This is a genomic window from Shinella curvata (genome assembly GCF_022899935.1).
GTDB classification, from domain to species: Bacteria; Pseudomonadota; Alphaproteobacteria; order Rhizobiales; family Rhizobiaceae; genus Shinella; species Shinella curvata.
The window spans coordinates 356,293-382,953 of record NZ_JALJCJ010000001.1; the positions used below are offsets into that span (position 1 = coordinate 356,293).

The 26,661-nt window shown below is 63.7% G+C and carries 24 protein-coding genes; 14 read left to right on the forward strand and 10 right to left on the reverse strand.

Translation table 11 applies throughout. The annotated features are described in order from the left end of the window. Window positions 1-27: 27 nt before the first annotated feature. On the reverse strand, window positions 28-3,420 hold the full coding sequence (locus MUU55_RS01790; RefSeq protein WP_244759050.1) for a DUF3971 domain-containing protein: 3,393 nt from the start codon (window positions 3,418-3,420) through the stop codon (window positions 28-30). Window positions 3,421-3,571: 151 nt separating this feature from the next. Between MUU55_RS01790 and MUU55_RS01795 the strand changes: the two genes are divergently transcribed. The 5 genes from MUU55_RS01795 (at window position 3,572) to MUU55_RS01815 (ending at window position 8,446) form a co-directional block, all read left to right on the forward strand. After that, on the forward strand, window positions 3,572-4,039 hold the full coding sequence (locus tag MUU55_RS01795) for a peroxiredoxin (RefSeq protein ID WP_244759051.1): 468 nt from the start codon (window positions 3,572-3,574) through the stop codon (window positions 4,037-4,039). A 22-nt stretch (window positions 4,040-4,061) separates the two neighbouring features. After that, on the forward strand, window positions 4,062-4,889 hold the full coding sequence (locus MUU55_RS01800; protein ID WP_244759052.1) for a ferritin-like domain-containing protein: 828 nt from the start codon (window positions 4,062-4,064) through the stop codon (window positions 4,887-4,889). Window positions 4,890-4,986: 97 nt separating this feature from the next. After that, on the forward strand, window positions 4,987-6,264 hold the full coding sequence (locus MUU55_RS01805; RefSeq protein ID WP_425314124.1) for a M23 family metallopeptidase: 1,278 nt from the start codon (window positions 4,987-4,989) through the stop codon (window positions 6,262-6,264). A gap of 192 nt (window positions 6,265-6,456) precedes the next feature. Continuing rightward, a complete protein-coding gene (locus tag MUU55_RS01810; RefSeq protein WP_244759054.1) occupies window positions 6,457-7,962 on the forward strand; it encodes a DEAD/DEAH box helicase in 1,506 nt (501 codons plus the stop codon). Window positions 7,963-8,026: 64 nt separating this feature from the next. Next, on the forward strand, window positions 8,027-8,446 hold the full coding sequence (locus MUU55_RS01815; protein WP_244759055.1) for an NUDIX domain-containing protein: 420 nt from the start codon (window positions 8,027-8,029) through the stop codon (window positions 8,444-8,446). A gap of 15 nt (window positions 8,447-8,461) precedes the next feature. Here the strand turns inward: MUU55_RS01815 and MUU55_RS01820 are convergent, their stop codons facing one another. The 8 genes from MUU55_RS01820 to MUU55_RS01855 all read right to left on the reverse strand — a co-directional run bounded on the left by MUU55_RS01820 (window position 8,462) and on the right by MUU55_RS01855 (window position 16,356). Then, window positions 8,462-10,573 (reverse strand): TonB-dependent receptor domain-containing protein, encoded by a 2,112-nt coding sequence (locus tag MUU55_RS01820; protein WP_244759056.1) that lies wholly within the window; start codon window positions 10,571-10,573, stop codon window positions 8,462-8,464. Between the two features lie 103 nt (window positions 10,574-10,676). Continuing rightward, on the reverse strand, window positions 10,677-10,997 hold the full coding sequence (locus MUU55_RS01825; RefSeq protein ID WP_244759057.1) for a TfoX/Sxy family protein: 321 nt from the start codon (window positions 10,995-10,997) through the stop codon (window positions 10,677-10,679). Window positions 10,998-11,000: 3 nt separating this feature from the next. Then, window positions 11,001-12,611: an NTP transferase domain-containing protein gene (locus MUU55_RS01830; RefSeq protein ID WP_244759058.1), complete on the reverse strand. Its 1,611-nt coding sequence runs from the start codon at window positions 12,609-12,611 to the stop codon at window positions 11,001-11,003. Next, on the reverse strand, window positions 12,608-13,306 hold the full coding sequence (locus tag MUU55_RS01835; RefSeq protein WP_244759059.1) for an XdhC family protein: 699 nt from the start codon (window positions 13,304-13,306) through the stop codon (window positions 12,608-12,610). The genes MUU55_RS01830 and MUU55_RS01835 overlap by 4 nt, the downstream gene beginning before the upstream one ends. Next, complete coding sequence (locus MUU55_RS01840; protein WP_244759060.1) at window positions 13,306-13,632, reverse strand: XdhC family protein; 327 nt, start codon at window positions 13,630-13,632, stop codon at window positions 13,306-13,308. Before MUU55_RS01840 ends, MUU55_RS01835 begins: the two co-directional genes overlap by 1 nt. Window positions 13,633-13,641: 9 nt before the next feature. Then, window positions 13,642-14,883 carry a vWA domain-containing protein gene (locus tag MUU55_RS01845; RefSeq protein WP_244759061.1) on the reverse strand — a complete coding sequence of 414 codons (1,242 nt, stop codon included), beginning with the start codon at window positions 14,881-14,883 and terminating at the stop codon, window positions 13,642-13,644. Between the two features lie 3 nt (window positions 14,884-14,886). Further along, window positions 14,887-15,762, reverse strand: a complete 876-nt coding sequence (locus tag MUU55_RS01850; RefSeq protein WP_244759844.1) for an AAA family ATPase — start codon at window positions 15,760-15,762, stop codon at window positions 14,887-14,889. Window positions 15,763-15,840: 78 nt separating this feature from the next. After that, window positions 15,841-16,356, reverse strand: coding sequence for a flavin reductase family protein (locus MUU55_RS01855; RefSeq protein ID WP_280518835.1), 516 nt, complete (start codon window positions 16,354-16,356; stop codon window positions 15,841-15,843). Between the two features lie 151 nt (window positions 16,357-16,507). Here MUU55_RS01855 and MUU55_RS01860 point away from each other — a divergent pair, with 151 nt between their 5' ends. The 7 genes from MUU55_RS01860 to MUU55_RS01890 all read left to right on the forward strand — a co-directional run bounded on the left by MUU55_RS01860 (window position 16,508) and on the right by MUU55_RS01890 (window position 22,314). Further along, the gene (locus MUU55_RS01860) at window positions 16,508-17,584 is read left to right on the forward strand and encodes an ABC transporter substrate-binding protein (protein ID WP_244759063.1); all 1,077 of its coding nucleotides are present in this window, start codon (window positions 16,508-16,510) and stop codon (window positions 17,582-17,584) included. A 1-nt stretch (window position 17,585) separates the two neighbouring features. Beyond that, complete coding sequence (locus MUU55_RS01865; protein WP_244759064.1) at window positions 17,586-18,587, forward strand: P1 family peptidase; 1,002 nt, start codon at window positions 17,586-17,588, stop codon at window positions 18,585-18,587. A gap of 69 nt (window positions 18,588-18,656) precedes the next feature. Further along, window positions 18,657-19,334 (forward strand): ribulose-phosphate 3-epimerase, encoded by a 678-nt coding sequence (rpe, locus tag MUU55_RS01870; protein ID WP_244759065.1) that lies wholly within the window; start codon window positions 18,657-18,659, stop codon window positions 19,332-19,334. Further along, a complete protein-coding gene (locus MUU55_RS01875) occupies window positions 19,331-20,065 on the forward strand; it encodes a DUF2259 domain-containing protein (RefSeq protein ID WP_244759066.1) in 735 nt (244 codons plus the stop codon). Before rpe ends, MUU55_RS01875 begins: the two co-directional genes overlap by 4 nt. A gap of 1 nt (window position 20,066) precedes the next feature. Beyond that, window positions 20,067-20,609: a hypothetical protein gene (locus MUU55_RS01880; RefSeq protein WP_244759067.1), complete on the forward strand. Its 543-nt coding sequence runs from the start codon at window positions 20,067-20,069 to the stop codon at window positions 20,607-20,609. Window positions 20,610-20,673: 64 nt separating this feature from the next. Then, window positions 20,674-21,981 carry an adenylosuccinate lyase gene (gene purB / locus MUU55_RS01885; protein ID WP_244759068.1) on the forward strand — a complete coding sequence of 436 codons (1,308 nt, stop codon included), beginning with the start codon at window positions 20,674-20,676 and terminating at the stop codon, window positions 21,979-21,981. A 99-nt stretch (window positions 21,982-22,080) separates the two neighbouring features. Next, window positions 22,081-22,314 (forward strand): hypothetical protein, encoded by a 234-nt coding sequence (locus tag MUU55_RS01890; protein WP_244759069.1) that lies wholly within the window; start codon window positions 22,081-22,083, stop codon window positions 22,312-22,314. A gap of 91 nt (window positions 22,315-22,405) precedes the next feature. Here MUU55_RS01890 and MUU55_RS01895 read toward each other — a convergent pair whose 3' ends face one another. Further along, window positions 22,406-23,206, reverse strand: coding sequence for a DUF2189 domain-containing protein (locus MUU55_RS01895; RefSeq protein WP_244759070.1), 801 nt, complete (start codon window positions 23,204-23,206; stop codon window positions 22,406-22,408). Window positions 23,207-23,379: 173 nt separating this feature from the next. Between MUU55_RS01895 and MUU55_RS01900 the strand changes: the two genes are divergently transcribed. Together MUU55_RS01900 and MUU55_RS01905 are read left to right on the forward strand one after the other, a co-directional pair. Continuing rightward, window positions 23,380-23,940 carry an RBBP9/YdeN family alpha/beta hydrolase gene (locus MUU55_RS01900; protein WP_244759071.1) on the forward strand — a complete coding sequence of 187 codons (561 nt, stop codon included), beginning with the start codon at window positions 23,380-23,382 and terminating at the stop codon, window positions 23,938-23,940. An 84-nt stretch (window positions 23,941-24,024) separates the two neighbouring features. After that, entirely contained in the window at window positions 24,025-26,613 is a 2,589-nt protein-coding gene (locus tag MUU55_RS01905) for a sensor domain-containing protein (RefSeq protein WP_244759072.1), read from the forward strand. The last annotated feature ends 48 nt before the right edge of the window (window positions 26,614-26,661 follow it).

A 26,661-nucleotide genomic window follows, 5' to 3' on the forward strand; every position in this document is an offset into this window, starting at 1 on the left:
ATCAAGGCCGCCCTCGGGCGGCCTTTTTCATTGAAACTCGAAGATGTTGCGGAACACACCCGGCGCGATGATCGACAGCGGGTTGATGGTGAGACGCGGCTTTTCAAAGGGCCCGGACAGCTTGAACGTAATGCCGATCAGGCCACGGTCGTTGCCGTTGCCCAGGATGATGCCGATGATCGGAAGTTCGGCAAACAGCCGGTTGAGACCATAGGCCGGCATGAATGTGCCGGTCATCTCCGTCTGGCCGTTGGCATCGCGCACCACGCCCTGGAACGTCGCTCCCACCGCCTCGCCACGCACCACACCGTTTTCCAGCGACAACATCCCGCCGCCGACACGGACCTGCGCAAAACCGCGCGAGAACCTGACCGCGCTGACGTCGATTTCCTTGCGCACCGCATCGTTGAGGCTGCGCCCGTCGCCGCCGGTTGGGGTGGAGACCAGGGACCGCAGCCGCTCTTCGCCGACCAATGCGAAATCGCGGATATCGACTGAACCGCGCCAGCCGCTGTTCGTCGTCTCGCGCAAGCGCACGTTCAAAAGGCCCCCGCGCATATGGCTGTAGATATCGGCAAAGCGGGCGACGGCGCCGGCATCGCCGCTCGTCAACTGGATGGCGTCCGAGCCACCGCTTTGCACCATCTGGCCCACGACAGGAGCGCCGTTTTCGGTCACGGCCGAAAGATCGATCGACGAAATACGGCCGCCGGCCGTCGAATAGCTGAGGCTCACATTGTTGAGGCTTTCGCCATTGAAGCCGACTGCCCGCGCGAGCTTGGCCTTGATCGTCCCGCCCTGCTTGCTCTTGCCATCACCAACGCCCCTCGCCGTCTTGAGGCGCGCCAACACTGACCTGACATCAGCCGATTCTCCATTCACGGCAACCGAGTACCCCGCCTTGTTGCGGTCGACCACCAGCCGGAACCGATCGTCGGCAGAGAGTTTCACGGAGGAGAAATTGGCGGAATCGAGCGTCGCGCCGTTGAAAACCAGCGCGCCCGCCACGTTGAAACCGTCGCCGCTAAAACGGAAATCGGAGACGCGTGTCGCGCCGTCTCTGGTTTCCGCCACCAGCGTGACCTTGCCGCCGATGCCCGCCCCCTTCGTCCAGCCGAGCCAGGGCACCGAAACGGCAGCGCCCCCCAGATTCGCCTCAACGGTGCGCGGACCGTCGCCCTCCTGTTCCATCCGGATGGAAACGTCACCTTCGACGATGTCATCGAGGCCCGGAAGCAGCTTGCCCCGATCCCTGTTGCCGAGCGTGCCCGACAGCACGGTCCGCCGCACGATGCCGGCCGTCTTGCTGACGGGTTCGACCAGTTCGAGATCGAGCGTCACACCGTCGATATCGGCCTTCGCCATGAGGTTCGCCCGCTGCGGATCGATGGTAAGCACGCCGCGCAGCGCTGTGACGTTGCGGCCGGCAATCGGTTTGTGCACATCGACGCCATCGAGGTCGAGCGTTGCCGTCCATTGCGGCGGTGGCGGCTTGTGGGCGGAGATCACGCCGAAATGCGCCTTGACCTTCGCCTTGACAAGGCCGCCGAAGTCTTCCGGCGAAAAGCCCGTCGCGGGAAGTGCGCGGATGGGTCGATAGGTCACAAGTTCGGCGATGGAGTCGGCATTGCCGGCCACATCGATGTCCATGTCGGCCATCAGCGGCTTGGTGTAATTGTCGGGCAGCACGAAAGTGCCGCCGGTCAGCGCCACCGAACGGCCGGAGGGGAAGTAAGCAGTGCCCCCGGTGATGCCGATCTCAGTCCTCGGCCCGCGCAGGCGGAACGTACCCGATGTGTCGCGCAGCGGCGGGATATCGCCGGCGATGTTCATGCGTGCACCCTTGATGTCGAAATCGATCTTCAGCTCGTCGGCGGTGAGATGCATCGGTACGCCCGGCTCACGCTTTCGGCCGGCAGCAAGATAGAATTCAATGCGGCCGTTGGTGACGGTTCCGCCGAAAATGTTCTTCGCCACCCAGCCGCGCGCCGTCTTCGCCATCCAGAACGGCCAGAACTGCTTGACCGCAGCGGATTGCAGCTCGCTGGCGATCATCACGAAGCTGACTTCCGGCTCCTTGTCGCCGAATTGCAAGGCAAGCGATCCGGCGATACTGCCTTTTTCGCTCGCGACCGCCATCTCCTCGAATCTCAGGCTCTTCGACATGGCAAGGTAGTAGCCGTTCACCTTGGCGTCGAACCGGATCGGCGCTTCGCCCGTGTCGCCCGGCCGGGTCACGGCGTTGCTGAAGACGAGGTCGATCGCAAAACCCTTTTCCGTCCGGTCCGAGACACGGTCAAGGTCGATCAGGCCGCCCGTGAAGGGAAACAGCGACTGACCGACACTGGCATCCGTCGAGGCAAGCTCGATCGAGCCCTTTTCGAAATTGTAGCGGACCTTCACCGAGGAAGGGCGCAGCTCCGCCGCCACGCCATCGCCATAGACCGAACCGGCAGCGAGCCTGACGTCGAGACCGAGAGCAGGCTTCGTCCCACCTGCCTCACGCTGGGCGTTGATGGAGACATCTGCAGCCGTATCGACGCCGGCATGAACCGCGCCCTGCGGATCGTGGCTCAGCATGAAATCACCGAGGTCGACATTGCGAATCGCGCCATCGATCGCGCGGATGGCTCCGGCGGCGCCCGATGTTGTCAGATCGATCTCGCCCTGTTCGCCGTTGATTGTGAAGTGCCCGTCGATCGACATGTTCTGGCCACCCTCGCGGGTGAATTGCAGGCTGGCGACGTCGAGCGTGACCGGCTTGCCGTCCGGCCCGCGAAAAGTCGCGCCGAGATCGGAGATGCGTACGGTCTGCATACCGTTGGCCTCGATCAGACGGCTGATGCCGTCAAGGCGCTCGAAGGTGGTTTCGAGATAGTCCGGCACGTCGGAAATCCGCAGGGACGCGAGATCGAGAGGCGCGCTCTTCGGCAGGAGCGCCGCGTTGAACATCGCGCCATCCACATCGAGCCTCGAAACGGCGATGCGGCCGGAAAGAAGTGCCGTCGGGTCGAGCACGATATCGACAGAGGCCGTCGTGGCAAGTTCCAGGCCCGATTCGACTTCGACGATACGCGCATCCTCCGCCTTGAGCGCAAGGCCGCCGAAGCCGGAGAGGCGCACGACGGTGTGTTCCACCGAAGCGCGATAGCGCGGCCCGAGCGCCTTGTTGAGCGCCGCGACGGCGCGCGCGTTGAGGGTGTTGTCGAACGTCCCCATCTCGACGAGACCGACGAGTATGGCACCGATGAAAAGCACGAGCGCGACCATGGCGGCCGCCAGGCACATGCCGATCCTGGTGCGGCTCGCATCCACTGCATGCAGCACGATGGGCTCATGCGCCTGCGCGGACGGCAGGTCATGCAGCGGAACGATGTCCTTTCTGCGGAACACGACTTTCTCGCCGCGGGCTTCATCCATCTCGCGCTGGTTTCCTTGTCTCCGGTCTCGCGACATTATCCCACGGAATCGCTACGCCTCGTCCTGTCGTCGCTGGACGATTCTGTCAGCCACTATATATGCGGGAGGCCGGTTGCTTGACTCAAAAAGCCGGCCAAAGAAAGGAAATCCCATGGCAGAACTGGTACCGGGCGTCGAAGCGCCGGATTTCAACCTTCCGCGCGATGGCGGCGGCATGCTTTCGCTGTCGGACTACAGGGGCAAACCTGTCGTACTGTTCTTCTATCCGAAGGACGACACCGAAGGCTGCACCATGGAAGCCAAGGACTTCACCGCCGCAAAAGCGGATTTCGAGGCGGCCGGCGTAGCGCTTATCGGAATGTCACCCGACCCCGTGAAGAAACACGACAAGTTCGTCAAGAAACATGATCTCGGCGTGCCGCTCGCATCTGACGAGAGCCTTCAGACTCTCGAAGCCTATGGCGTCTGGAAAGAAAAAAGCATGTATGGACGCACCTATATGGGCGTCGAGCGCACGACGGTTCTGATCGATGCGACGGGAAAGATTGCCGAAATCTGGTCGAAAGTGAAAGTCAAAGGCCATGTCGAAGCTGTTCTCGAAACCGCAAAAAAGCTTTAGGTTTTCCTGACAAAGGTTTGGAATGGCTAATCTTCCCCACATTGAAAGCCTGCGCGGCGGCGCGACGGCGGCCATCGCCTCGGCCGATCTCGACCTGAAAGCGGACCTGACGCAGGAGACCGCCCGTCGCTGGTTCGCCCGCACCCTCTCGTTGCGATCGCCGCTCGACCCTGCGCTGCCGGCCCGGCCCGGCCGGCCGGAGAAACCGGAGCTCATTCCGCCGAAGCACATGGAAAAGCGTTCCCTTCACACCCAGAAGGGTCGCATCGCGCTCCTTCATGCGCTCGCCCATATCGAGCTCAACGCCGTGGATCTCGCGCTCGACATCGTCGCGCGCTTTACCACGGAGCGCGTGCCGCATTCTTTCTTCGACGGATGGATGCAGGTCGCCTTCGAGGAGGCAAAACACTTCCGCCTCATTCGCGACCGACTGCGCGAACTCGGCGCCGATTATGGCGATCTGCCGGCGCATGACGGGCTGTGGCAGGCCGCGCATGACACGCGCAACGACCTCACCGCACGCCTCGCCGTCGTTCCGCTGATCCTGGAGGCACGCGGTCTCGACGTGACACCGACGCTGCAGATGAAAATGCGCGAAACCGGTGATCACGCCAGCGCCGATATCCTCGACATCATCTACAATGATGAAAAGGGTCACGTGGCGGTCGGTGCGAAGTGGTTCCGTTTCCTCTGCGCCCGCGAAAAGAAGGATCCGGCCGCGACCTTCAAGCAGCTCGTGCGCAGCAATTTCCGCGGCCCGCTGAAGCCGCCGTTCAACGACGTCGCGCGTGCCGAAGCGGGCCTCACGCCCTCCTTCTACCGCGCGCTGGTTTCCGTCAGCCAAAGCTAATGTTTCACACTTAAATGCCTCTCCGGAAAGGCTTTATTAACCCTAACAATGTGTAATTCCCGACACGAGACCAAGTGAATCGGTCGGGGAGTTTGTGGTGGCGGAGCGTCCTGAAAACCGCGTATTCGGAAAGCGCGCGCAAAAGCATGTCGTTATCCTGGCAAGCGGCGACAAGATCCGACACATGACCATCCGGCCCTGGATGGCGGCCGTCACCTTCTGCTTTGCCGGCATGTTCACCGTCGGCTACCTTGCCGCGACCTCCTATCTCGTGCTGCGCGACGACCTGATCGGCGCAACGATGGCGCGCCAGGCGCGCATGCAGCACGACTACGAGGACCGCATCTCCGCCCTTCGCGCCCAGGTGGACCGCGTTACCAGCCGCCAGCTCCTCGATCAGCAGGTCGTGGAGGAAAAAGTTGCGAAGCTGATGCAGCAGCAGCTCGCGCTCTCCGAACGGCACGGCAAGCTGGACGCCCTGCTCAATCGCGCCGACGCCGGCAGCGCATTGGACGACGGGCCATTGCCCGATGAAAAACCCGTCACGGACGGCCGCCGCGCGGATGCCTCCGGCGCGATAGACGCCATCATGGGCTCAACCGGTGGCGCCACGCAAAAATCGTCCGCGCTCGCCTATGCCGCAACGGGCGAATCGGTCGCGGATCGAGCCGACCGGCTGTTTTCCCGCGTCACCCTTTCCCTTAAGGACCTTGAGCACGAACAGATCGGTCGCATCCAGTCGCTTACGGCAGGAGCCTCCGAGACGGCCAATGCGATCCAGACGATCCTGCAGCGCAGCGGATTCGATGTCGCGGAGGCGGCCGAAACCGATGCGGAAACAGGCATTGGCGGCCCCTTCGTCGAGCCGGAGGCCTTCAACGACCCTTTCCAAGCCTCGATCAACGACCTTGATGACGCACTGGACCGTCTCGACAACGTCCGCCGCACGGCGCGCAAGCTGCCCTTCGGCAACCCCTCGCCTGGCGCCGGCATCACCAGCCGTTTTGGCAATCGCACGGACCCGTTCCTGGGCCGCCTGGCACTGCATGCCGGCATCGATTTCCGCGTTGGCACAGGCACGGAAGTGCGCTCCACCGGCGCTGGCACTGTCGTCGTCGCCGGTCGCAACGGCGGATATGGCAACATGGTCGAGATCGACCACGGCGACGGCCTGACCACCCGTTACGCCCATCTCTCGCGCGTGCTCGTCAAGGTCGGCGATCATGTCGAAGCCGCCGACGCGGTCGGCCTCTCGGGCACGACGGGCCGCTCCACCGGCCCGCACCTGCATTATGAAGTCCGTCGCGACGGCAAGGCGGTCGACCCCATGCGGTTCCTGACGGCGGGCATGAAACTGACCACCTACATGGATTGACGTAACGCAAGCCGAAGCCCCTTCGAAAGCCAAAAGCGATCGCCAGAGGCTTCAAATTGCTTGCGGATTTACCAAATTCGCTGATTTCCTTGACTTTCCGGCGGTTTCGGCCTAAGTGCGCTGCATCCTAGCGGCGATGTGCCCGCTACAACCCATTGCGTTCGCAAGAACCGGAACGGAAACCTTTTTCCTTTGACCACTTTTGCTGATCTTGGCCTGAGCCAGAAAGTCCTGTCCGCTGTTACAGATTCGGGCTACACGACCCCGACCCCAATCCAGGCTGGCGCCATTCCGCCGGCGCTCGCGCGGCGCGACATTCTCGGCATTGCCCAGACGGGCACCGGCAAGACCGCTTCCTTCGTCCTTCCGATGCTGACGCTGCTCGAAAAGGGCCGCGCCCGTGCCCGCATGCCGCGCACACTGATCCTCGAGCCGACGCGCGAACTCGCCGCACAGGTCGCGGAAAACTTCGAGAAGTACGGCAAGAATCACAAGCTCAACGTCGCGCTGCTCATCGGCGGCGTTTCCTTCGACGAGCAGGACCGCAAGCTGGAGCGCGGCGCAGACGTTCTCATCTGCACCCCCGGCCGCCTGCTCGACCATTGCGAGCGCGGCAAGCTCCTGATGACCGGCGTCGAGATCCTGGTCATCGACGAAGCCGACCGCATGCTCGACATGGGCTTCATTCCCGATATCGAGCGCATCGCCAAGCTCATCCCCTTCACGCGCCAGACGCTGTTCTTCTCGGCCACCATGCCGCCGGAGATCCAGAAGCTGGCCGACCGCTTCCTGCAGAACCCGGAGCGGATCGAAGTGGCGCCGCCGTCCTCCACGGCCAAGACCGTGACGCAGCGTTTCGTCGCCACCCACAGCAAGGATTACGAGAAGCGCGCCACGCTGCGCGATCTGATCCGCGCGCAGGACGACCTCAAGAACGCGATCATCTTCTGCAACCGCAAGGTCGATGTCGCCGATCTCTTCCGCTCGCTCGATCGCCACGGCTTCTCCGTCGGCGCGCTGCATGGCGACATGGACCAGCGTGCCCGCACGACGATGCTGGCCAACTTCAAGGAAAACAAGCTCACGCTTCTCGTGGCCTCCGATGTCGCAGCCCGCGGCCTCGATATCCCCGATGTGAGCCATGTCTTCAATTTCGACGTCCCGATCCACGCCGAGGACTATGTCCATCGCATTGGCCGCACCGGTCGTGCCGGCCGTTCGGGCGCCGCCTTCACCCTCGTCTCCAAGCGCGACGGAAAGTTCGTCGATGCGATCGAAAAGCTGATCGACCAGAAGGTCGAATGGCTGAGCGGTGGCATCGAGGACCTGCCGCCGGTCGCCGAGAGCGAGGAGCGCGAACGGCCCCGCAACGGGCGCGATCGCGGTGGTCGTGACCGCGACCGTGATCGTTCCCGTGGACGCAACAAGGGCGAAGCCCGCGCTACGGAAACCCGTACCGAGACCGTTGAGATCGAAGAGAAGGTGGAAGCCGTGAAAGCTGAACGCAAGGCGGAAGGGCGGCCGCAGAACAATCCCGCTCGCAACCCGCGCGCCGCAAACCATGCCGCGCCGCGCCCGGCCAACGATGACAACCGTGATCGTCGCAACCGCTACCGCCGTGACGAGGATGATGGCCCGACGCCGCTCGGCTTCGGCGACGAAATCCCGGCCTTCATGCTGATCGCCGGCAAGGCCTGATCTGCTGAATTCCTAAGCAACTCCGAACGCAAAACCGATTCACACTTTTGCTGGAGTTGCTCCAATGCCCATTCCCGGTATCGATGTGCCAGGCCTCGGATGCGGCCTGGCACTTTTGCGTGACGGCAAGCTCCTGCTCTATCGGCGCCTGCGCGCGCCTGAGGCTGGCTCCTGGAGCATCGTCGGCGGCAAGGTCGACCATATGGAACAGGCGAAGGATGCCGCGCGCCGCGAGGCCGAGGAAGAATCCGGCCTTGCGATCGGCGCGGTCGATTTCCTCTGCGTTTCCGAACAGATCATCGTGGAAGAGCGCCAGCACTGGCTGTCGCTCATCTATGTCTCAGAGGATTTTTCCGGTGAGGCGCGCGTTGTCGAACCGGAGAAGCTGCCGGAACTCGGCTGGTTCCCGCTCGACGCCCTGCCCGCACCGCTCTCGCGCTTTGCGGCGGATGCGGTCGACGCAATCCGCCGTCGCCGGGCCTAAGCGTCCGTAAACCTGCTAGAATTTCGCAGTGGCGCCGAAGATGAAGGTCCGGCCGCGGCCGTTCTTGATGCCGGCGTAATTGTCCATCAGGCCGGAATTCGCCTTCATATAGTCCTTGTTGAAAACGTTCTCGACGTTGAAGAACACCTTTGCGTTCTCGTTGATCTGCCAGGAGGCATGTGCGTCGAACAGCGTGTAGCTCGGCAGATTGTAGGCCATGTCCTCGTTGATATAGGCCTGCTTGCTCTTGCCGGTGTAGCGCATGCGGCCTCCGACCGTCAGCGCCTCGTCGAAGAAGCGCATGCCGAGATCGAGCGTCGCGAAATCGTCGGGCAGCTTGCCGACGTCGCCAACGCCGGCGGCAACGCCCTCCGGCTGGGCGGTGTCGGCAATCGTCACCGAGAATCCGGCGTAATATTTGCCGGCATCGTAGCCGCCTTCTATTTCCACGCCCTTCATGATCGTCGTACCATCGACATTCACCCAGCGCATCGTGCCGTCGGTATCGAGGTCGAAGGTGATGTAGTCGCGGACGCGATTGTGGAAATAGCCGATCTTCAGCCAGCCCTCGTCGCCATTGGTCAGGAGGTCGCTGCCCGTGAGGTTGACGCCGAGATCCACGCCCCGGCTCTTTTCCGGCAACAGGTTCGGGTTGTTGTTGATCGGATCGGACGAGCCGTCGAAGCTGTGGCCACCCGGATAGAACACTTCAGAAGCAGTCGGCGGGCGCGAGGTGTGGGCGTAGGTGATGTAGGGCTGCAGCCAGTCGAACGGCCGCGCCGAGACGGTGATCTTCGGGTTGAAGTCGCTGCCCGAGCGGGAGAGTGTGTCGATGGGGCACGGATCGCCCGCCGCGGGGCAACCGTTGGTGCCCGGCGCATGGTACCCTGTGATGCCTTCGAGCGACCAGTAATCGTAGCGCAGGCCGCCGGTCACATCGAAAATGCCGCGACTGATCGTGGCTTCCGCAAAGGTGCCGGCCTTGACCAAGGTGCCGTCGGGGTTCGCACCGCGCTTAGCATTGCCCTTGTATCTGTCCCGGCTGTAGGCGGCGCCGTAATAGAGCTTCAACTCGGTTTCGTCGTTAAGATCGAAGCGCATGCGGTTGGAGATGTCGAAACCGGTTGTGGTGTTGGTGCCCTTGCGCCCGTCGAACGACGTGACATTGCCGTTCGTCCCGTCGAATTCCAAATCCGTGATGTTGAGGTAGGCGTTGGCGTGCAGATCGAAAAGGTCGTCGCCGGGCGTATAGGAATACTTGGCCGTATAGGTCTGGTTGTTGATGACCCAGTTGTAGCCGGATGTGCCCGGCAGGAACTCGTTGCCATACCAGATGCCGCCGAGCTGCAGCTTGTGGTCGGAATTCGGTGACAGGTTCACCTTGAAGAGGCCGGATTTCGGATGCTGGTCACCACCGAAGGGGTAGATGATACCGGCGCCGTTTTCATAGGGGCTCTTCTTCGTATCGCTGAGCGCACCCACGACACTCATCTCGCCCTCGCCGAGATCCGTACGGGCGGCGCCGGCCAGAAGACGCGAATAATCGAAGCCGTTGGTGCCGGCGCGCACGCTCGACATCACGCCGACGTCCTTGCCGGGGAGCAGCACATCGTCAACGTCGAGTGTGCGGAAATTGGCGGCGCCCGCCAGCGTACCCATGCCCTCGGCACCGGAAACCGCGCCGCGCGTGACATCGACGCCGACGAGCATGTTCTGCTCGACGTAGAGGAGATTGTCGAAGGTGCCGCCATGGCCGGAAAGGTTGCGGAAAGTCTGGGGAACACCGTCGATCATGCTGTTGACGCGCCCCATGCCCTGCATGCCGCGGATGTTGACGGTGATGCCGGGCTGATCGGCGGGTTCGCGCGTAAAAGTGCCCGGCGTCGAGCGCAGAACCTGCGTCGCATCGCCTGCATAGCGCTCCTGCACCTTGATGCGATCCGACTTGGAGACGGCCGCCGGAATATCGACGACGCTGTCACCATTACTGTCGCCCTCGACATTCACAGCCTGAAGTTCCGTCGGTCCCGCATCCTGCGCGCGGGCCGGCGCAGCAAGTGCCAGAAGCGCAAGCGCCATGGCCGAGCCCGCCAGAAGCGTCGACGCGTGAAAACGATTATACTGCATGGGAACCTCACCGGACTTCACGCCGCGCGCAGCCACGCGCAACCGTCCGGTAATGGACAACATGATAAATAAAGTCAAGTTTGATTGTGGCGAATTTCCGGCCCTACTTCGCACGGAGCGCGGCCTCATAGGCGCGCCGCACCCACACCGCCATCTCTTCCGGATCGTCGAAGGCAGCCTCGGGAACCGACCAGTAGGGCATTTTCACAGGGTTGCCGCTCTGCTTGCCATCGTAGGCCCATTGCCGGCTGCCGGCCGTCTCGAAATCCGGCGCACTACGGGCATCGGCCTTGAGCAGGATTTCACCCTGAACCTCCAGCGCGAGGATGCGCCCCTCGTGATAGATCCCCTTGCCGCCGAACATGCGCCTGATCGTCACCGGCCTCAGCGCCTGGAACATTTCCTCGATCCCGTCCCGATCCATGTCCTACCCTTTCAGAACGCCGCCGGCGGCAAGCACCGCTTCAGGGGTGTCCACATCGACATGAGCCGCCGCGCCGATCTCCACATCCACGATATCCAGTCCCGCGCTTTCCACGATATGCCGCGCCCCGACATCGCCCTCGAGCTGGAGGATCGCGGAAAATGTGGTCCGCGGCAGGATGACGGGATTGCCCCGCTTGCCGCCCGAGACCGCCCGAACCACCGCCTGGCCACCCGACGCCGCAAAGGCATCCAGCAGCCGGCGCACATCCGCGCCGGTGACATGCGGCATGTCGGCCAGCATCACCGCCACACCGTCGCAACCCGAACCGAGCGCGCAAACGCCTGCGCGCAGCGATGTCGACATGCCCTGCACATGATCCGGATTGCGAATGACATCAACCTCGAGGCCCGCCAGTTCCGCCTCGATTTCGTCCGCCCGATGCCCCGTCACCACCAGCACGCGTGCCGGGCTTGCGGCAAGCGCGGCCTCCACCGAGCGTCGCACCAGTGCCTGACCATCGAAAGCGGCGAGCAGCTTGTGGCTACCGTTCATGCGGCTGGCGCGGCCGGCCGCCAGCACCAGGGCGGCGACCGAAAGCGGCCGCTCCGATGCCCGCAGGTCGCGGGGCTGCGGACGGTTCGGAATTTCCTTCAGCAAGCCGCCGACACCCATGCCGGTAATCTCCTCGGGCCCAGGGTTTTCTCCAGCGCAAATGCGGGCGAGAACCCAATCGAAACCGTTCTCCCTGGGGCTGCGCGCGCAACCCGGTGCGCCGATGACCGGTACGTTACCGACGCGGCCGAGAACCAGCAGATTACCGGGATCGACCGGCATGCCGACATGTTCGACTACACCGCCTGCCGCGCGGATGGCGGCGGGAATGACGTCGCTCACGTCCGTCACCGCGGACGCGCCGAAAACGAGAACGATGTCGTTTTCCTTGACCGTTTCCGCAATCACCGCAGCGAGCTCCTGCGCACGATGCGGCACACGCCTCTCACTCGTTAGCCGGCTACCGGATGCATGCAGACGTTGTTCGACGAGCCGTCGCGTCTTGTCCATGACCGAAATCTTGAGCGTGGGCAGCTCCGTCGCAACGAGGCCGACACGATGGGCGACGAAGGGTTTGACCTCCAGCGCCTGGCTCGAGGCCATCACCGCCGCGGCCTTGCGAACAAGATCGAGCGGAACGGCGAGCGGGATGATCTTGATCGTTGCCACCATGTCGCCGGCGGCAACGCTTGCGTGATCCGGCAGGGTGGCGATGGTGATGGCGGGATCGACCCGGTTGAAGCGGTCGATCGCCGCCCGATCGGCGACGAAGAGGCCATTGGTTGCGGCATGCAGATTGATGCGGCCCGTGGCGGACGGGGTGAACGTGAGATGGTCCGGCGGAATAGCCTGCGCAATCAGTGAGGCTGCCTCGTCCTCGCCGATATCGCCGGCCTCCAGCCGCACCACGATGACCGTGGCAACCGCCTCGCCAATCAGAGCTGCGCGATCCTCCGCCGTCACCACATGCCCCTTGTGCAGCGAGAGGCCCCGGGTGCGCACGCCATGCGCCAACCGCGCGCCGACCGCGTCGTGAACGGGAACTTCACCAAAGATCATGATGCGGCCCCGCGCAGCGGCCGGCGGCGCAGATGCGCGATGATGTCGGCGAGAATGGCGACGGCGATCTCGGCAGGGCTTGCGGCACCGATATCGAGGCCGATAGGCGCGGAAATACGCGCGATCTCCGCCTCGCCGTGGCCAAGAGCCGCCAGGCGTTCGACACGCCTGGCATGCGTTTTCCGGCTGCCGAGAGCACCGACATAGAAGCACCCGGTCGCAAGCGCCCGCGACAGCGGAAGATCGTCGATCTTCGGATCATGCGTCACGGCAACGAGCGCCGTATAGGCATCGAGCGGGCGTTTCTCCAGCACATCCTCCGGCCAGTCCGCGACGAGGTCGATGCCGGCGAAACGTTCCTCCGTGGCAAAGGCCGTGCGCGGATCGATGATCGTGATATCGAAGCCCGCGACGACCGCCATCTTCGCCAGCGCCTGGCTGATATGGACCGCGCCGATGACGAAGATGCGGGCAGGCGGCAGGTGAACATTGAGAAAGAAGCTTCTCTCTTCCGCCTCCACCAGCCCGGATTTCCCCGAACGAAAGGCGTTTGCGAGTGCGTCGCCGAGTGGCCCGGCGACCGGGTCGCCTTCGCGGATCACCCGGTCGCGCCCATCGCCGAGATCCGTCAGGTGAATGACGGCGCGCCGCGCCGTGCGTTCCGTGTTCAGCTTGCGCAGAAGAAAGGGATCCATCAGCCGACGCGCTCCACATAGACCCGGATACGCCCGCCGCAGGACAGGCCGACACGCCAGGCGGTCTCGTCCGCCACGCCGAATTCCAGCATTCGCGGTTCACCGTCGCCGATCACCTCCATGGCCTCGCCGATCACCGCTCCCTCCACGCAGCCGCCGGAGACAGAACCGTGAAAACGGCCCTCCCCGTCGATCACCAGATGGCTGCCGACAGGGCGCGGCGCTGACCCCCAGGTCTCGACGACGGTGGCGAGCGCCACCATGCGTCCATCATCCATCCAGCGCTCCGCGATGGTCAACGGGTCGAGCGTTTCATCCAATTCCATAGTTCCTCCTCAAGCCGCCGGCAGAACGCGGCGCGGGTCGCCGGTTCCGCTTGGCGCGGCACCGCAGAGCGCCGCCACCAGATCGGCCATGGACTCCAGATTGTGCACCGGGCGCAATTCGTCGACATGCGGCAGCATGGCCCGTACACCTCGAGCCCGCGCCTCGAAACCTTCGAAGCGCAGCAGGGGATTGAGCCAGATCAGCCGACGACACGAGCGGTGCAGACGATCCATCTCGCTTTCCAGCAGGTCGATGCCCTCGCGCTCCAGCCCGTCCGTGATGAGCAGAACGATAGCGCCCTGCCCCAGTACCCGTCGCGACCAAAGACGGTTGAATTCCTTCAGCGTCTCACCGATGCGCGTTCCGCCGGACCAGTCGCTGACCGTCTGGCTGCACGCGTCCACCGCGATATCCGGATCGCGATGGCGCATCGGGCGCGTGACGTTCGTCAGCCGCGTGCCGAATAGGAAGGCATGCACCCGCCTGTGACTATCGCCGAGCGCATGCAGGAAATGCAGGAAGATGCGCGTGTACTGGCTCATCGAGCCCGAAATATCGGCAAGCACGACAAGCGGCGGATGCACCGTCTTCGGCTCCCGGTGGCGCGGCAGGATGAGCGTGCCACCCGTACGCATGGCATGGCGCATCGTGGCGCGTGCATCGATGGCGACACTCCTGTTCGATGGACGGAAACGGCGCGTGCGCACTTCGTCCATCGGCAGCACGAGGCGTGAGATGGCGCGCTTGGCGGCGGCAAGCTCGGCGGCGGACATCTGGGCGAAATCGGTGCGGCGCAAGACCTCGCTACCCGAGGCGGTCAAGCGAGAATCGATCTCGATATCCGGCTCGTCGCGCTGGCGCTTCTGGTTTTCGCGCCCGCCGAACAGCGCGTCGGAGACACGCGTTTCGCCCGCCTTGCGCTTTTCCCGCTCTTCATGGCGCGCCACGACGGGCGACATCAGTGCGATCATCTTTCCCACGAGGTCGCGCGAACGCCAGAACAGCCGGAAAGCCTCATCGAAAACGGCGGCGTCCTCGTGACGCTTGACCAGCGTCGCATGGAGCGCCGTGTAGAACACCTCGCGCTCGCCGATGCCGATCACCCGCACCGCCTCGATCGCGTCCGCTACGGCCGCAGGGCCGAGCCGCAGGCCCGCCTTGCGCAACACGCGCGCAAAAAACACGATATTGTCGGCAAGCCTGCCGTCCCCAGCGGTGCCCAGAACCTCGTTATCCACCCGTGCCGCCATCACTCAGCCCGCCGCCGCCAGGCCGACTTTCACGTCCTCCAGCAGTTTGCGCCCCTCGGCCCCGTCGATACGCGCGATATCGTCCTGGTACTTGAGCAGTGTGCCGAGCGTGTCGGAAACGGTTTCGGGATCGAGCGCCACGCGGTCGAGTTCGGTCAGGGCCGTTGCCCAGTCGATGGTTTCGGCGACACCGGGATTCTTGAACAGATCGAGCCCGCGCAGGTTCTGCACATAGGCGACAACCTGCCGCGAAAGCGTCTCGTTGCAACCCGGCACCTTGCGGCGGATGATTTCGAGTTCCTGCGCAGCCGCGGGATAGTCCACCCAATGATAGAGACAGCGGCGCTTGAGCGCGTCGTGCACCTCGCGGGTGCGGTTCGTGGTGATGATGACGATGGGCGGTTCGGCGGCGCGGATGGTGCCAAGCTCCGGCACCGTCACCTGGAAATCGGAAAGCACTTCCAGAAGGAAGGCTTCAAAGGCCTCGTCCGTGCGGTCGAGTTCGTCGATCAGGAAAACGGGAGGGCGACCATTAGACGAGGAAAGCGCCTGCAAGACCGGGCGGCGGATGAGGTGGCGCTCCGAGAAGATATCGGCCTCGATGCGGCTGCGGTCGGTCGTCCCGGCGGCTTCGGCAAGCCGGATTTCCAGCATCTGGGCCGGATAGTTCCATTCATACACGGCCGAGGAGATGTCGAGGCCTTCGTAACATTGCAGGCGGATCAGCGGCCGGTCGAGGGCTGCCGACAGGACCTTGGCGATCTCCGTCTTGCCGACGCCCGCTTCCCCTTCGAGGAAGAGCGGTCGTTTCATGCGCAGAGACAGGAACAACACCGTCGCGAGTGAGCGCCCGGCAAGATAATTGCCCGAGGCCAGCATCTCGACGGTCTCGTCGATCGATTGCGGGATGTGTCCACGCTGATAGGGCACGCAAATCCTCCACTCCGGAGGATGAGACTATAGCGTGCGGTAGCCCCGGTCCATATAGAGAAGCGCCGGTTTGTGCTCGCCGAAGGAAACGCCCTTCACCTCGCCGATCAGCATCATGTGGGTCGCCATGACCTTGAGTTCGATGAGCCGGCAATCGAAAGAGGCAAGCGTGCCCTTCAGCACGGGCGCACCCGTCACCAGTTCATGCCAGTCTCCCATCGCAAAACGTTCTTCGGCGCTGAGTGCGGGATCGCGGCCGGAAAAGGCGTTTGCAAGATGCATCTGGTTGGCGGCAAGCGTGTTGAGCGCGAAGTTGCCGCTTTTGGAGAAAATCGCATTCTTCGGATTGGATGCGTTGACACAGGCGAGCACCATGGCGGGGCTGTCCGAGACCGAGCAGGCGGCAGTGATGGTCACGCCGCGTTTCTCGCCGTCGTGGGCTGTCGTCACGATCTGTACATGGCCGGCGTAACGGCTCATCGCATCGCGGTAGAGCGACGCATCCAGCATCAACCTGTCCAACACGGCATTCTCCTTCGACATCTGGTGATACATGGCGAAAGTGAAAAAAAATGTAACCCCTGATGTCGAATTTTCCTGTCATGCCAGAGACAAGAGGCAAAAGCCGTCCATATTTCCTTTGACCTGTGCAATCCCGACCGTACAAAGGGCCATCGCCACCGGTGGATTAAGAATGAAGACCGTTTTCCTTGTGAGCCTCCTGGGCGGCGTCCTGCTCGCCGGCGCCCCGGCCATGGCGGCCGGCCTGACGTTCGCCGTCGTAGCGCCCGAGGCGGGGCCACTTGCCATTCTCGGGCAGCAGGTGCGCGACGGCGCACGTTTTGCCGCCGAAGCGAACGGCGACACGGTCGTGGAAATCCCGGAAGCCTGCGACGAGACGGATGGCACCGCCATCGCCAAGGCGATCCTTTCGGCGGGTGCCGATGCTGCCGTCGGCTTCCTCTGCACGGAGGGGCTTGCCGCCGCCCTTCCGGCGCTCGCGGAGGCGAAGGTGCCGGCCATCACGCTCTCGGTACGCTCCGGTATCCTCATGGAGGATGCGCTGAAGAGGAAGTGGCCGCTCTTCCGCCTGGCTCCCGGGCCGAAAGCGGAGGCGGACAAGGCGGTCGAAATCATCACCCGCGACTGGAAATCCGATCCCTTCGCGCTCATCGACGACGGCACGATCCATGCCCGCGAACTGGTGGAGACCGTCCGGCTGCGGCTTGAGGAAGTAGGTCTGAAGGCGGCCTTCGTCGATACGTTTCGCCCGGCACAGGAGCAACAGCTCACCCTCGTGCGGCGGCTGGCCAAGACCGGCGTCACCCATGTCTTCGTCGGCGGCGACCGAGCGGATGTCGCCGTCATTGCGCGTGACGCAGCAGCGGAGAAGCAACCTCTTGTCCTCCTTGGCGGCGAGGCGCTGATCGGCGCCGATCCGACCGTGGCGATGACCGACGGCGTGCAGGCGATCGCCTTGCCGGACTATCAGTCGCAGCCGGAGGGCGAACCGGTAGCCAAGGCCATGCTGGCACGCGGCATCGTCGCGGAAGGTTACGTCCTGCCGGCCCATGCGGCCGTGACGGCGCTCGCGGCGGCCGCGGCCGAAGGTGGCGACCTGCTGGAAAAACTCGCCGCCGGCCGCTTCGAAACGGCAATCGGGCCCCTCGCCTTCGGCGCGGATCACGAACTCGGCGCCAACCCCTACCGCCTGCTCGTCTGGAGGGCTGGCGCTTTCGTGCCGGCCAACGCGGCACTGGAAAGCGAATAAAATGCGACCGGGTGAGAGGAACCTCATCACCGATGTCGCGGGCCTCCAGGTCGGCAACGCGACCGATCACGTTTTGCGCTCCGGCGTCACCGTGGTGTTTTGCGAGGAGCCGGCGACGGCTGCCGTGCAGGTGCTTGGCGGCGCCCCCGGCACACGGGAAACCGACCTGCTGGAGCCGCACAATACGGTCCAGACCGTCGATGCCGTCGTGCTTTCCGGCGGCTCGGCCTTCGGGCTGGACGCGGCGACCGGCGTGCAGGCGGGTCTGCGCGAAAGAGAGCGCGGCTTTGCCGTCGGCCCGCACCGCGTGCCTATCGTACCCGCCGCGATCCTCTTCGACCTGATGAACGCCGGAAACAAGGATTGGGGCCGCTATTCACCCTACCGAGATCTTGGTTACGCAGCGCTGGAAAACGCGGGCGTCGATTTCGACACCGGCAGCGCCGGGGCGGGTACCGGAGCGCTCACCGCCAGCTTCAAGGGAGGCCTCGGCTCCGCTTCCAGCATGCTTGCCGAAGGTTTTACGGTCGGTGCGCTCGTGGCGGTCAATGCACTCGGCTCCGCTACGATCGGCGCCACCCGGCATTTCTGGGCCGCCCCCTTCGAGGAAAACGGCGAATTCGGCGGCCTCGGCCTGCCTGTGCCCTTCCCGCAAGACGCCCGCATTCCGCGCACAAAACTCTCCGCTCGCCCGACCGGCACGGAAAACACCACCATCGCCGTTATCGCAACCGACGCCCAACTGACCAAGGCAGAAGCGAAGCGCCTTGCGATCGCCGCCCACGATGGCTTTTCCCGCGCGATCTGGCCCTCGCATACGCCGCTCGACGGCGACCTCGTCTTCGCGCTTGCGACGGGAAAAAGCGGCCGTGCGCCTGCGCCGGAGGACTTCATCGCGCTCTGCGCCGCCGCCGCCGCCACCATGGCGCGCGCCATCGCCCGTGGCGTGCACGACGCCACACCGATGGACGGCGATGTGCAGCCGAGCTGGGCGGAACGGTGAATTCGCCCGTTGTTCCCTCTTGCCGGGGATGATATGGCGACGCCAAAATCCTTGCCGATGGAGCCTGACATGACCCTTCCCATGCGGATCGCCCCTTCCATTCTCGCCGCCGACTATGCCAAGCTCGGGCAGGAAGTGCGCGACGTCGTCGCGGCGGGGGCGGACTGGATCCATCTCGACATCATGGACGGCCATTTCGTGCCGAACATTTCCTTCGGTCCCGATGTCATCAAGGCGCTGCGTCCGCATACCGACGCCTTCTTCGACTGCCACCTGATGATCGCCCCGGCCGACCCCTATCTCGAGGCCTTCGCCAAGGCAGGCTGCGATGGCATCACCGTGCATGCCGAGGCCGGCCCGCATCTCGACCGGTCGCTGCAGGCGATCCGCGCGCTCGGTAAGCGCGCCGGCGTCGCGATCAACCCGGCGACACCGGAAAGTGTGCTCGACTACCTGCTCGACAAGATCGACCTTATTCTCGTCATGACCGTCAACCCCGGTTTCGGCGGCCAGAAATTCATTCCGGCCATGCAGGAAAAGCTGCGCCGCGTACGCAAGCTCGTCGGTGACCGGCCGATCGAAATTCAGATCGATGGCGGCATTGCAATCGATACGATCGCAATGCCGGCTGCTTCGGGCGCGAACGTCTTCGTCGCGGGCTCAGCGATCTTCGGCGGCGGCCATGTTGACGCCTACCGCAAAACCATCGACACTCTGCGCCGCAACGCGGAGGAAGCACGGACGTGACCATCTTGCGGAAAACGGCGTCCGGCCTGCTTGCCTCCGCACTGATGGCGGCCAGTGCCTCGGCTGGCGATTTCGCGACCTTCCAGCCGCTCGGTTTCTCGCCCGACGGCAAGGTCTTCGCCTTCGAAGAATTCGGCATCCAGGACGGTTCCGGCTTTCCCTATTCCAACGTCTATTTCATCGATACGGAAAAGGACACCTATCTCTCGGGCACGCCGATCCGCGTGCGCATCGACGACGAGTCCGTAGGCCTCGGCAAGGCGCGCGCTGAAAGCCGCGACAAGGCCAGGAGCCTGATCGAGAGCCACAAACTCGCCGACAATCCCGGCGTGCTCGCCGCGTTCAACCCGATGGGCGAAGTGGGTGCCGACCGCGAGCGCATCGACTATCTTCCCCACGCCATCGAACCGACGCCCGGCGGCAGCTTCGCACTGGCGCTTGAGAACATTCCGCTGAAGCCGTCCGATCGGTGCCGGGATATCACACCCGAGGGCGGCACGGGTTTCCGACTGAAGCTGGTCAAGCGCGAAGGCGAAACGGCCGATACGGTGCTCCACGAGGACACACGGGTGCCCGACAGCCGCAACTGCCCGCTCTCCTACCAGATTTCTGGCGCCATGACCTTCCATCCGCGTGGCGCCGATCCTGTTCACGTGGCGCTCGTGCTGGTCCGCAGCTTCGGTTTCGAAGGTGCCGACGGCCGCTGGATCGCCGTCCCCTTCCGGCCCTGACATGCACGCATCGGGATCCGTCGCGGCAGGAAGGGATACGCCCTTCGGCAACGGAACCGTGGCCGTGTTTCCCTCTCTTGCGCTCTGTCTCGGCGGGGCTTTCGCCTGGGGGCTGGTGATGACGGCCTGTGCGTTTGTCTCCCTGCATATGGAGGGCCGCGACGCGAACTTTCATCTCGACAAGCTTCTCCTCATCTACTTCGCCGGCGGCCTTTTCGCCTGGCCGATCGCCCTGCCGCTCGCGCGGCTCCTGACGCGAAGGCGCGGAACCGAAAGCCGCTTTTCCGCCCATTTCGTTCTGCTCAGCCTCGGTACGATCGCCATGACGGCCTTCTTCTTCGCCATGGAGTACCGGCTTTTCTATGCGCGGTGGCATCAGCCCTTCGGCACGCGCATCTGGGTCTATCAGTTCGTCTTCACCTCCATCGGCGCCGTCTATCAGTTTCTCGTCATGGGCCTGCGGCTCTATCTGCCGGTCGGCCTGCCGCTTCTGGCGGGCGCCAGCCTATGGCTTGCGCTGTCCATGCCCAGATACATGCGTTGAGCTTGCCGGCCATCTTTGCTAAAGCGGCGGCAATTCCCACCCTCCCAAGGAAAGTCTAGAACCGATGATCCCTCGCTATTCCCGACCGGACATGGTCGCCATCTGGTCGCCCGAAACGAAGTTCCGCATCTGGTTCGAAATCGAAGCCTATGCCTGCGACGCGCTCGCCGACCTCGGCGTCATCCCGAAATCGGCTGCCGAGACGATCTGGGAAAAGGGTGGCAAGGCCGAATTCGACGTCGCCCGCATCGACGAGATCGAGGCCGTGACCAAGCATGACGTCATCGCCTTCCTGACGCATCTCGCCGAATTCGTCGGCCCCGACAGCCGCTTCGTGCACCAGGGCATGACTTCGTCGGACGTGCTCGACACGACCTTCAACATCCAGCTCGTACGCGCCGCCGATATCCTGCTTGCCGGCGTCGACCGCGTTCTGACGGCGCTGAAGGCCCGCGCCTTCGAGCACAAGGACACGATCCGCATCGGCCGCAGCCACGGCATCCACGCCGAGCCGACGACGATGGGCCTGACGCTCGCCCGCTTCTATGCCGAAATGGATCGCAACCGCGCCCGCCTCGTCGCCGCACGTGCGGAAATCGCGACCGGTGCGATCTCCGGCGCCGTCGGCACCTTCGCCAATATCGACCCGCGCGTCGAAGAACATGTCTGCGCGAAGCTGGGTCTCGTGCCGGAGCCGGTCTCCACACAGGTCATCCCGCGCGACCGCCACGCCATGTTCTTCGCCACGCTCGGCGTCATCGCGTCGTCGATCGAGAACGTCGCGATTGAAATCCGCCACATGCAGCGCACGGAAGTGCTGGAAGCCGAAGAGTTCTTCTCGCCGGGGCAGAAGGGTTCTTCCGCCATGCCGCACAAGCGCAACCCGGTGCTGACGGAAAACCTGACGGGTCTCGCCCGCCTTGTGCGCATGGCCGTGACGCCCGCCATGGAAAACGTGGCGCTCTGGCATGAGCGCGACATTTCGCATTCCAGCGTCGAGCGCGGCATCGGCCCGGACACGACGATCACCCTCGACTTCGCGCTGAACCGCCTTGCCGGCGTCATCGAGAAGCTGGTGATCTATCCAGAGAACATGCTGAAGAATCTCAACAAGTTCCGCGGTCTCGTTCACTCGCAGCGCGTCCTGCTTGCCCTAACGCAAGCCGGCGTTTCCCGCGAAGATTCCTATCGTCTCGTGCAGCGCAACGCGATGAAGGTGTGGGAAAAGGGTGCGGACTTCCTGGAAGAACTGCTGGCCGACACCGAAGTGCGCGCTGCCCTCACCGAAGAGCAGATCCGCGAAAAATTCGACCTCGGCTACCACACCAAGCACGTCGACACGATCTTCCGCCGCGTCTTCGGCACGGTCTGAGACAAAGCTGAAAGTCGGCCGGCGAGCATCTTCGCCGGCCGTTTTCCCTGTATTAGACTTCCCGCGCGTGCAATGCCGCACGACCCTGGGAGGCCGAACATGAAATTTGCCGCTGCACTCCTTGCCACCGTTTTCCTCGCCGGAGAGGCGCTGGCGGAAACACCGCAATCCATCATCGAATTGCTGAAGGCCGATTACGACATCATCAACGTGTCGCCGATCGCGGAAAGCTATGCCGTTTTCCTGCAGAAGGACGAGGCGGTCGTCGTCTGCCAGATGGGGTTCAAGGACGGCGCCTTTTCCACCGACAAGTGCTACCCGCTGACCAGATAGGAAACAGCAGCGATGGCGCCAGTGGCGCCATCGCTCCCCTCTGGTGGACGGCAACGCTCTCCTCCAGGCGCCGCCGCCCACGAAACAGCGGTCATCGTTCCTCGACGACGATCTTGCGGTAGAGATGCCAGGTGGCATGGCCGAGGATCGGCATGATCACGGCAAGACCGACGAAGAGCGGGATCGTGCCGACGATCAGCAGCGCCGCGACGACGAGGCCCCAGCACGCGATCGGCACCGGATTGACGAGCGTCGCGCGCAACGACGTCTCGATGGCCGCGACAGCACCGACGTCCCGGTCGAGCATCAGCGGAAAGGCGATCACGGTTGTCGCCAGCACGACGAGCGCGAAGCAGAAGCCGATGACATTGCCCGCCAGCACCAGCAGCAACCCGTTTTCCGAACTGAAGATGGAGGCGAGGAAGAGCGCCAGCGAACGCGGCGGCTCCGGCCCGAAGAGGCTGGTATAAAGCATCTGGGCAAAGACCAGCCAGGCCACGAACAGCACCGTCAGCATGGCGCCGACGGCGAGGATGGATGGCAGGGCCGGCGAATGGCGCACCGCGAGTGCGTGGCGCCAGGATGCGTCCATGCCGCGTTCCCGCCGTCGGCTGATTTCATAGAGGCCAAGCGCGAGGAACGGCCCGAGCAGCGCGAAGCCGGCGATCAGCGGAAAGATCAACGGCAGCATGTTCGCCCCGGAACTCCACGTGATCAGCACGACGCCGCAGATCGGGTAGATGAGACTGAGAAAGACGTAGTGGGACGGTTTGGCGCGAAAATCTTCGAAGCCGCGTGCGAGTGCGTCCCGGACATCGGACATTCCGATCCGCCGCACGGCGGGACGTGTCGCCATGTCACCGGAGCCTGCCATCACATGAAAAGCCGTCATGACCATTCCTCCTTGCCGGTTGAAAACCGCCACGGCGTCCGCATGTGTCGAGGGCAAATCGTCCGCCCCCACGGATGGCCGTGATTGGCATTGAGAGGGAGAATCATACACCTGCCCGCCCGATTTGTCTCACCCTCTTGACTTCAGCACTTCGTGAACGCACATCCCGCCGCATGAAAGCGTCTGAAGCAGAAATCCTCATCGTCCCCGGCCATACCAATTCCGGCCCCGAGCACTGGCAGAGCCGCTGGCAGTCCAAGCTCGGTTCGGCGCGCCGCGTAGAACAAGCGGAATGGGAAAAGCCGGTGCGTGAAGACTGGGTGCAGCGGATCGTCGACGAAGTCGCGGCGGCGTCCAAGCCTGTCGTGCTGGTCGCTCATTCGTTGGGGGTTGCTGCGGCCATCCATGCCGCACCGCATCTCGGCAACAAGGTGGCCGGCGCCTTTCTCGTAGCGCCGCCCGATCTCACGAAGCCGGACATCGAGCCGGCGCATCTGACGACCTTCGGCCCCTATTCGCGCGAGCCGCTTTTCTTCCCATCGCTGGTCGTTGCCAGCCGGAACGATCCGTTCGGCACCTATGAGCATGCAGACGACATCGCGGCCTGCTGGGGTTCGCTGCTGCTCGATGCGGGGGAAGCCGGGCATATAAATACCGCGTCCGGCCATGGTCCGTGGCCGGAGGGAACCATGGTGTTCGCGCAGTTCCTCAGCAAGCTCAAGCCGCCGGTCTGACCGCACCGCATTTCAGCATTAAGAGGAATTTCATAGAAATCCTGCACGCTAAGCCTGTTGAGTTCTTTGCAGGCGCCGCGTTTCATGGCCAAACCACCCGGTTCGACCTCTATTGCCGTGGATAAAACGGAACGCGAACCGCTGTATCGTCAGCTTTTCGCGCGATCCGGCTTCGGCTTTGCCGCGCTTGATACAGAAGGCCGCATCATCGAGGCCAATGCCACGTTTCTGCGGCTCTTCGCCGCCGCCTCGGTTGATGACCTGCCCGTCTTCGACGCCTGTGTTTCCCCGAAAGATCGCTCCATCATCGCCTATGCGATGCATCCGAAACTTCCCGAGCAGGCGCCCTGGGAAATCCGCTTCCAGCGACCGGATGGCACCGAATTCTGGGTGCTCGCCTCCTTCATCGCGCCCCCGGCTCTTCCCGGCGACGACGCGTCGCCGGCAATGATCGTGCAGGCCATCGACGTCGACGAGCGCAAACGCAACGCGCTGGAACTGGCCGAACGGGAGGCACGCTGGAACCACGCACTGGAATCTGCCGGCCAGGGTGTGTGGGACCATGATTTTTCCCGCGGCGATCTGTTCTATTCCCGCCAGTGGCGCACCATCCGCGGCCTGCAGCCGGACGATCCGATAGACGCCTCGCTGGAAACCTGGATCCAGAGCGTGCATCCCGATGATCGGGCCCATGTCATCGCCCATATCCAGAAACAGGAAACCGGCCAGACACCGTTCAGCATCTTCGCCTATCGCGAGCGGCACAAGGACGGCCATTGGGTCTGGATCGAAAGCCGCGGCGCCGTTGTCGAATATGGCGAGGACGGCAAGCCAAGCCGCATCGCGGGAACGGATACCGACATTACCGAGCGCAAGGAGGCCGAGGAGCGTCTGGCCCAGATGTCGCGCCGCCTGGAACTGGCTCTCGACGTCTCGCGCATCGGTGTCTTCGAGGTCAATCTCAGGACCAACGAAGTGCAATGGGACGATCGCATGGTCGAGATGTACGGCCTGACCGAAGAGCCGAATGCCACGACCTGGGAACGCGCGCTGCACCCGCAGGACCGTCACAAGGCGATGGCGAGGGTCGATGAAGGCATCTTCATCGGCCGGGATTTCGCCAACGAATTCAGAATCGTCAGGGGTGACGGGGAAATCCGGCACCTGCGCGGCCGCTCGGCTCCTTATATCGACACGACAGGCGTCCCCCGCCTCATCGGTGCCAACTGGGATGTGACCGATGACGTCGAGCTTCAGGAGGAACTGACGCACGCCAAGGAACTGGCCGAAGCCCGCGCCGGTGAACTTGAAGCCGCCAAGGCGCGCATCGAGTACACCGCCCTGCACGATCATCTCACCGGACTGCCCAACCGCCGCTACCTTGATGCCACCATTCAGGAGGCCGCCAGGCAAGCGCAGGAATCGGGCAGCCGCCTCGCCGTGCTGCATATCGACCTTGACCGTTTCAAGGAAATCAACGACACGCTCGGCCATCTTGCCGGCGACCAGATGCTGGTCCATGCCGCGAGCGTATTGCGGGAGCTCAAGGGTCCCGGCGATTTCGTCGCGCGCATCGGCGGTGACGAGTTCGTGTTCCTCTCTTCGGGGCCGAACGGGCGCAATCTCTCCGTGCTCGCCGAGGCGATCGTCGAGGCCATGCGCAAGCCCGTGACCTTCAATGGCCACATCTGCCGCTTCGGCGCGTCCGTCGGCATTGCCAGCCAGTCGGGCGCGGCCATCGATGCCAAGCAGCTGCTCGTCAATGCCGACCTCGCGCTCTACCGCGCCAAGAACCGTGGCCGCAGCCGACACGAATTCTTCACCAGCGATTTCCAGGCGCAGATCATCGTCAACAAGCAGACGGCGGACGAAATCCTCTCCGGTATCGAACAGGGTCGGTTCCTGCCCTACTACCAGCCGCAATTCTGTGCCCGTACGCTAGATATCTTCGGCGTCGAGACACTCGCTCGCTGGGATCATCCGACGCGCGGCATCCTCGCGCCGGACGCGTTCCTGAAGATCGCCGAAGATCTCGATTGCGTGGCAACGATCGACCGCATCGTGCTCGAAAAATCCCTCGCTGACTTCGCCGAATGGCAGTCTCTCGGATTGGGCATCGGCAAGATTTCTGCAAATGTCTCCTCCAAGCGCCTGCATGATCCCGAGCTGGGGCGGTCGCTGCGCGCGCTGAAGATCGCGCCGCAGTCGCTTTCCTTCGAACTTCTGGAATCGATCTTCCTCGACGACTGCGACCGTACGGTGCTGGAAAACCTCGCGGAGATGCGCAAGCTCGGCATCGATATCGAGATCGATGACTTCGGTACCGGCCACGCCTCGATCGTCAGCCTCATGAAGCTCAGCCCCCGCCGGCTCAAGATCGACCGCCAACTCGTCAAGCCGGTCAACCGTTCGCCGGCGCAGCGCAAACTGGTCGGCACCATCGTGGAGATCGGGCGCTCCCTGAACATCCAGGTGGTGGCGGAAGGGGTCGAGACGCCGGCTCATGTGGCCATCATGCGCGATCTCGGCTGCGATATCCTGCAGGGCTATGCCCTTGCCCGGCCCATGCCGGCGCATGCTGTTCCGGACTTCGTGCGCCAGGAAGAATGGCGCATGGAGACGGGCAATGTGCGCGACCTGCAAAACGAAGTGCGGCGCGCCGTCAACCGGTAGATCAAAACAAAAAGCCGCCCGACGAGGCAGGCGGCTTTCCGATTGAAT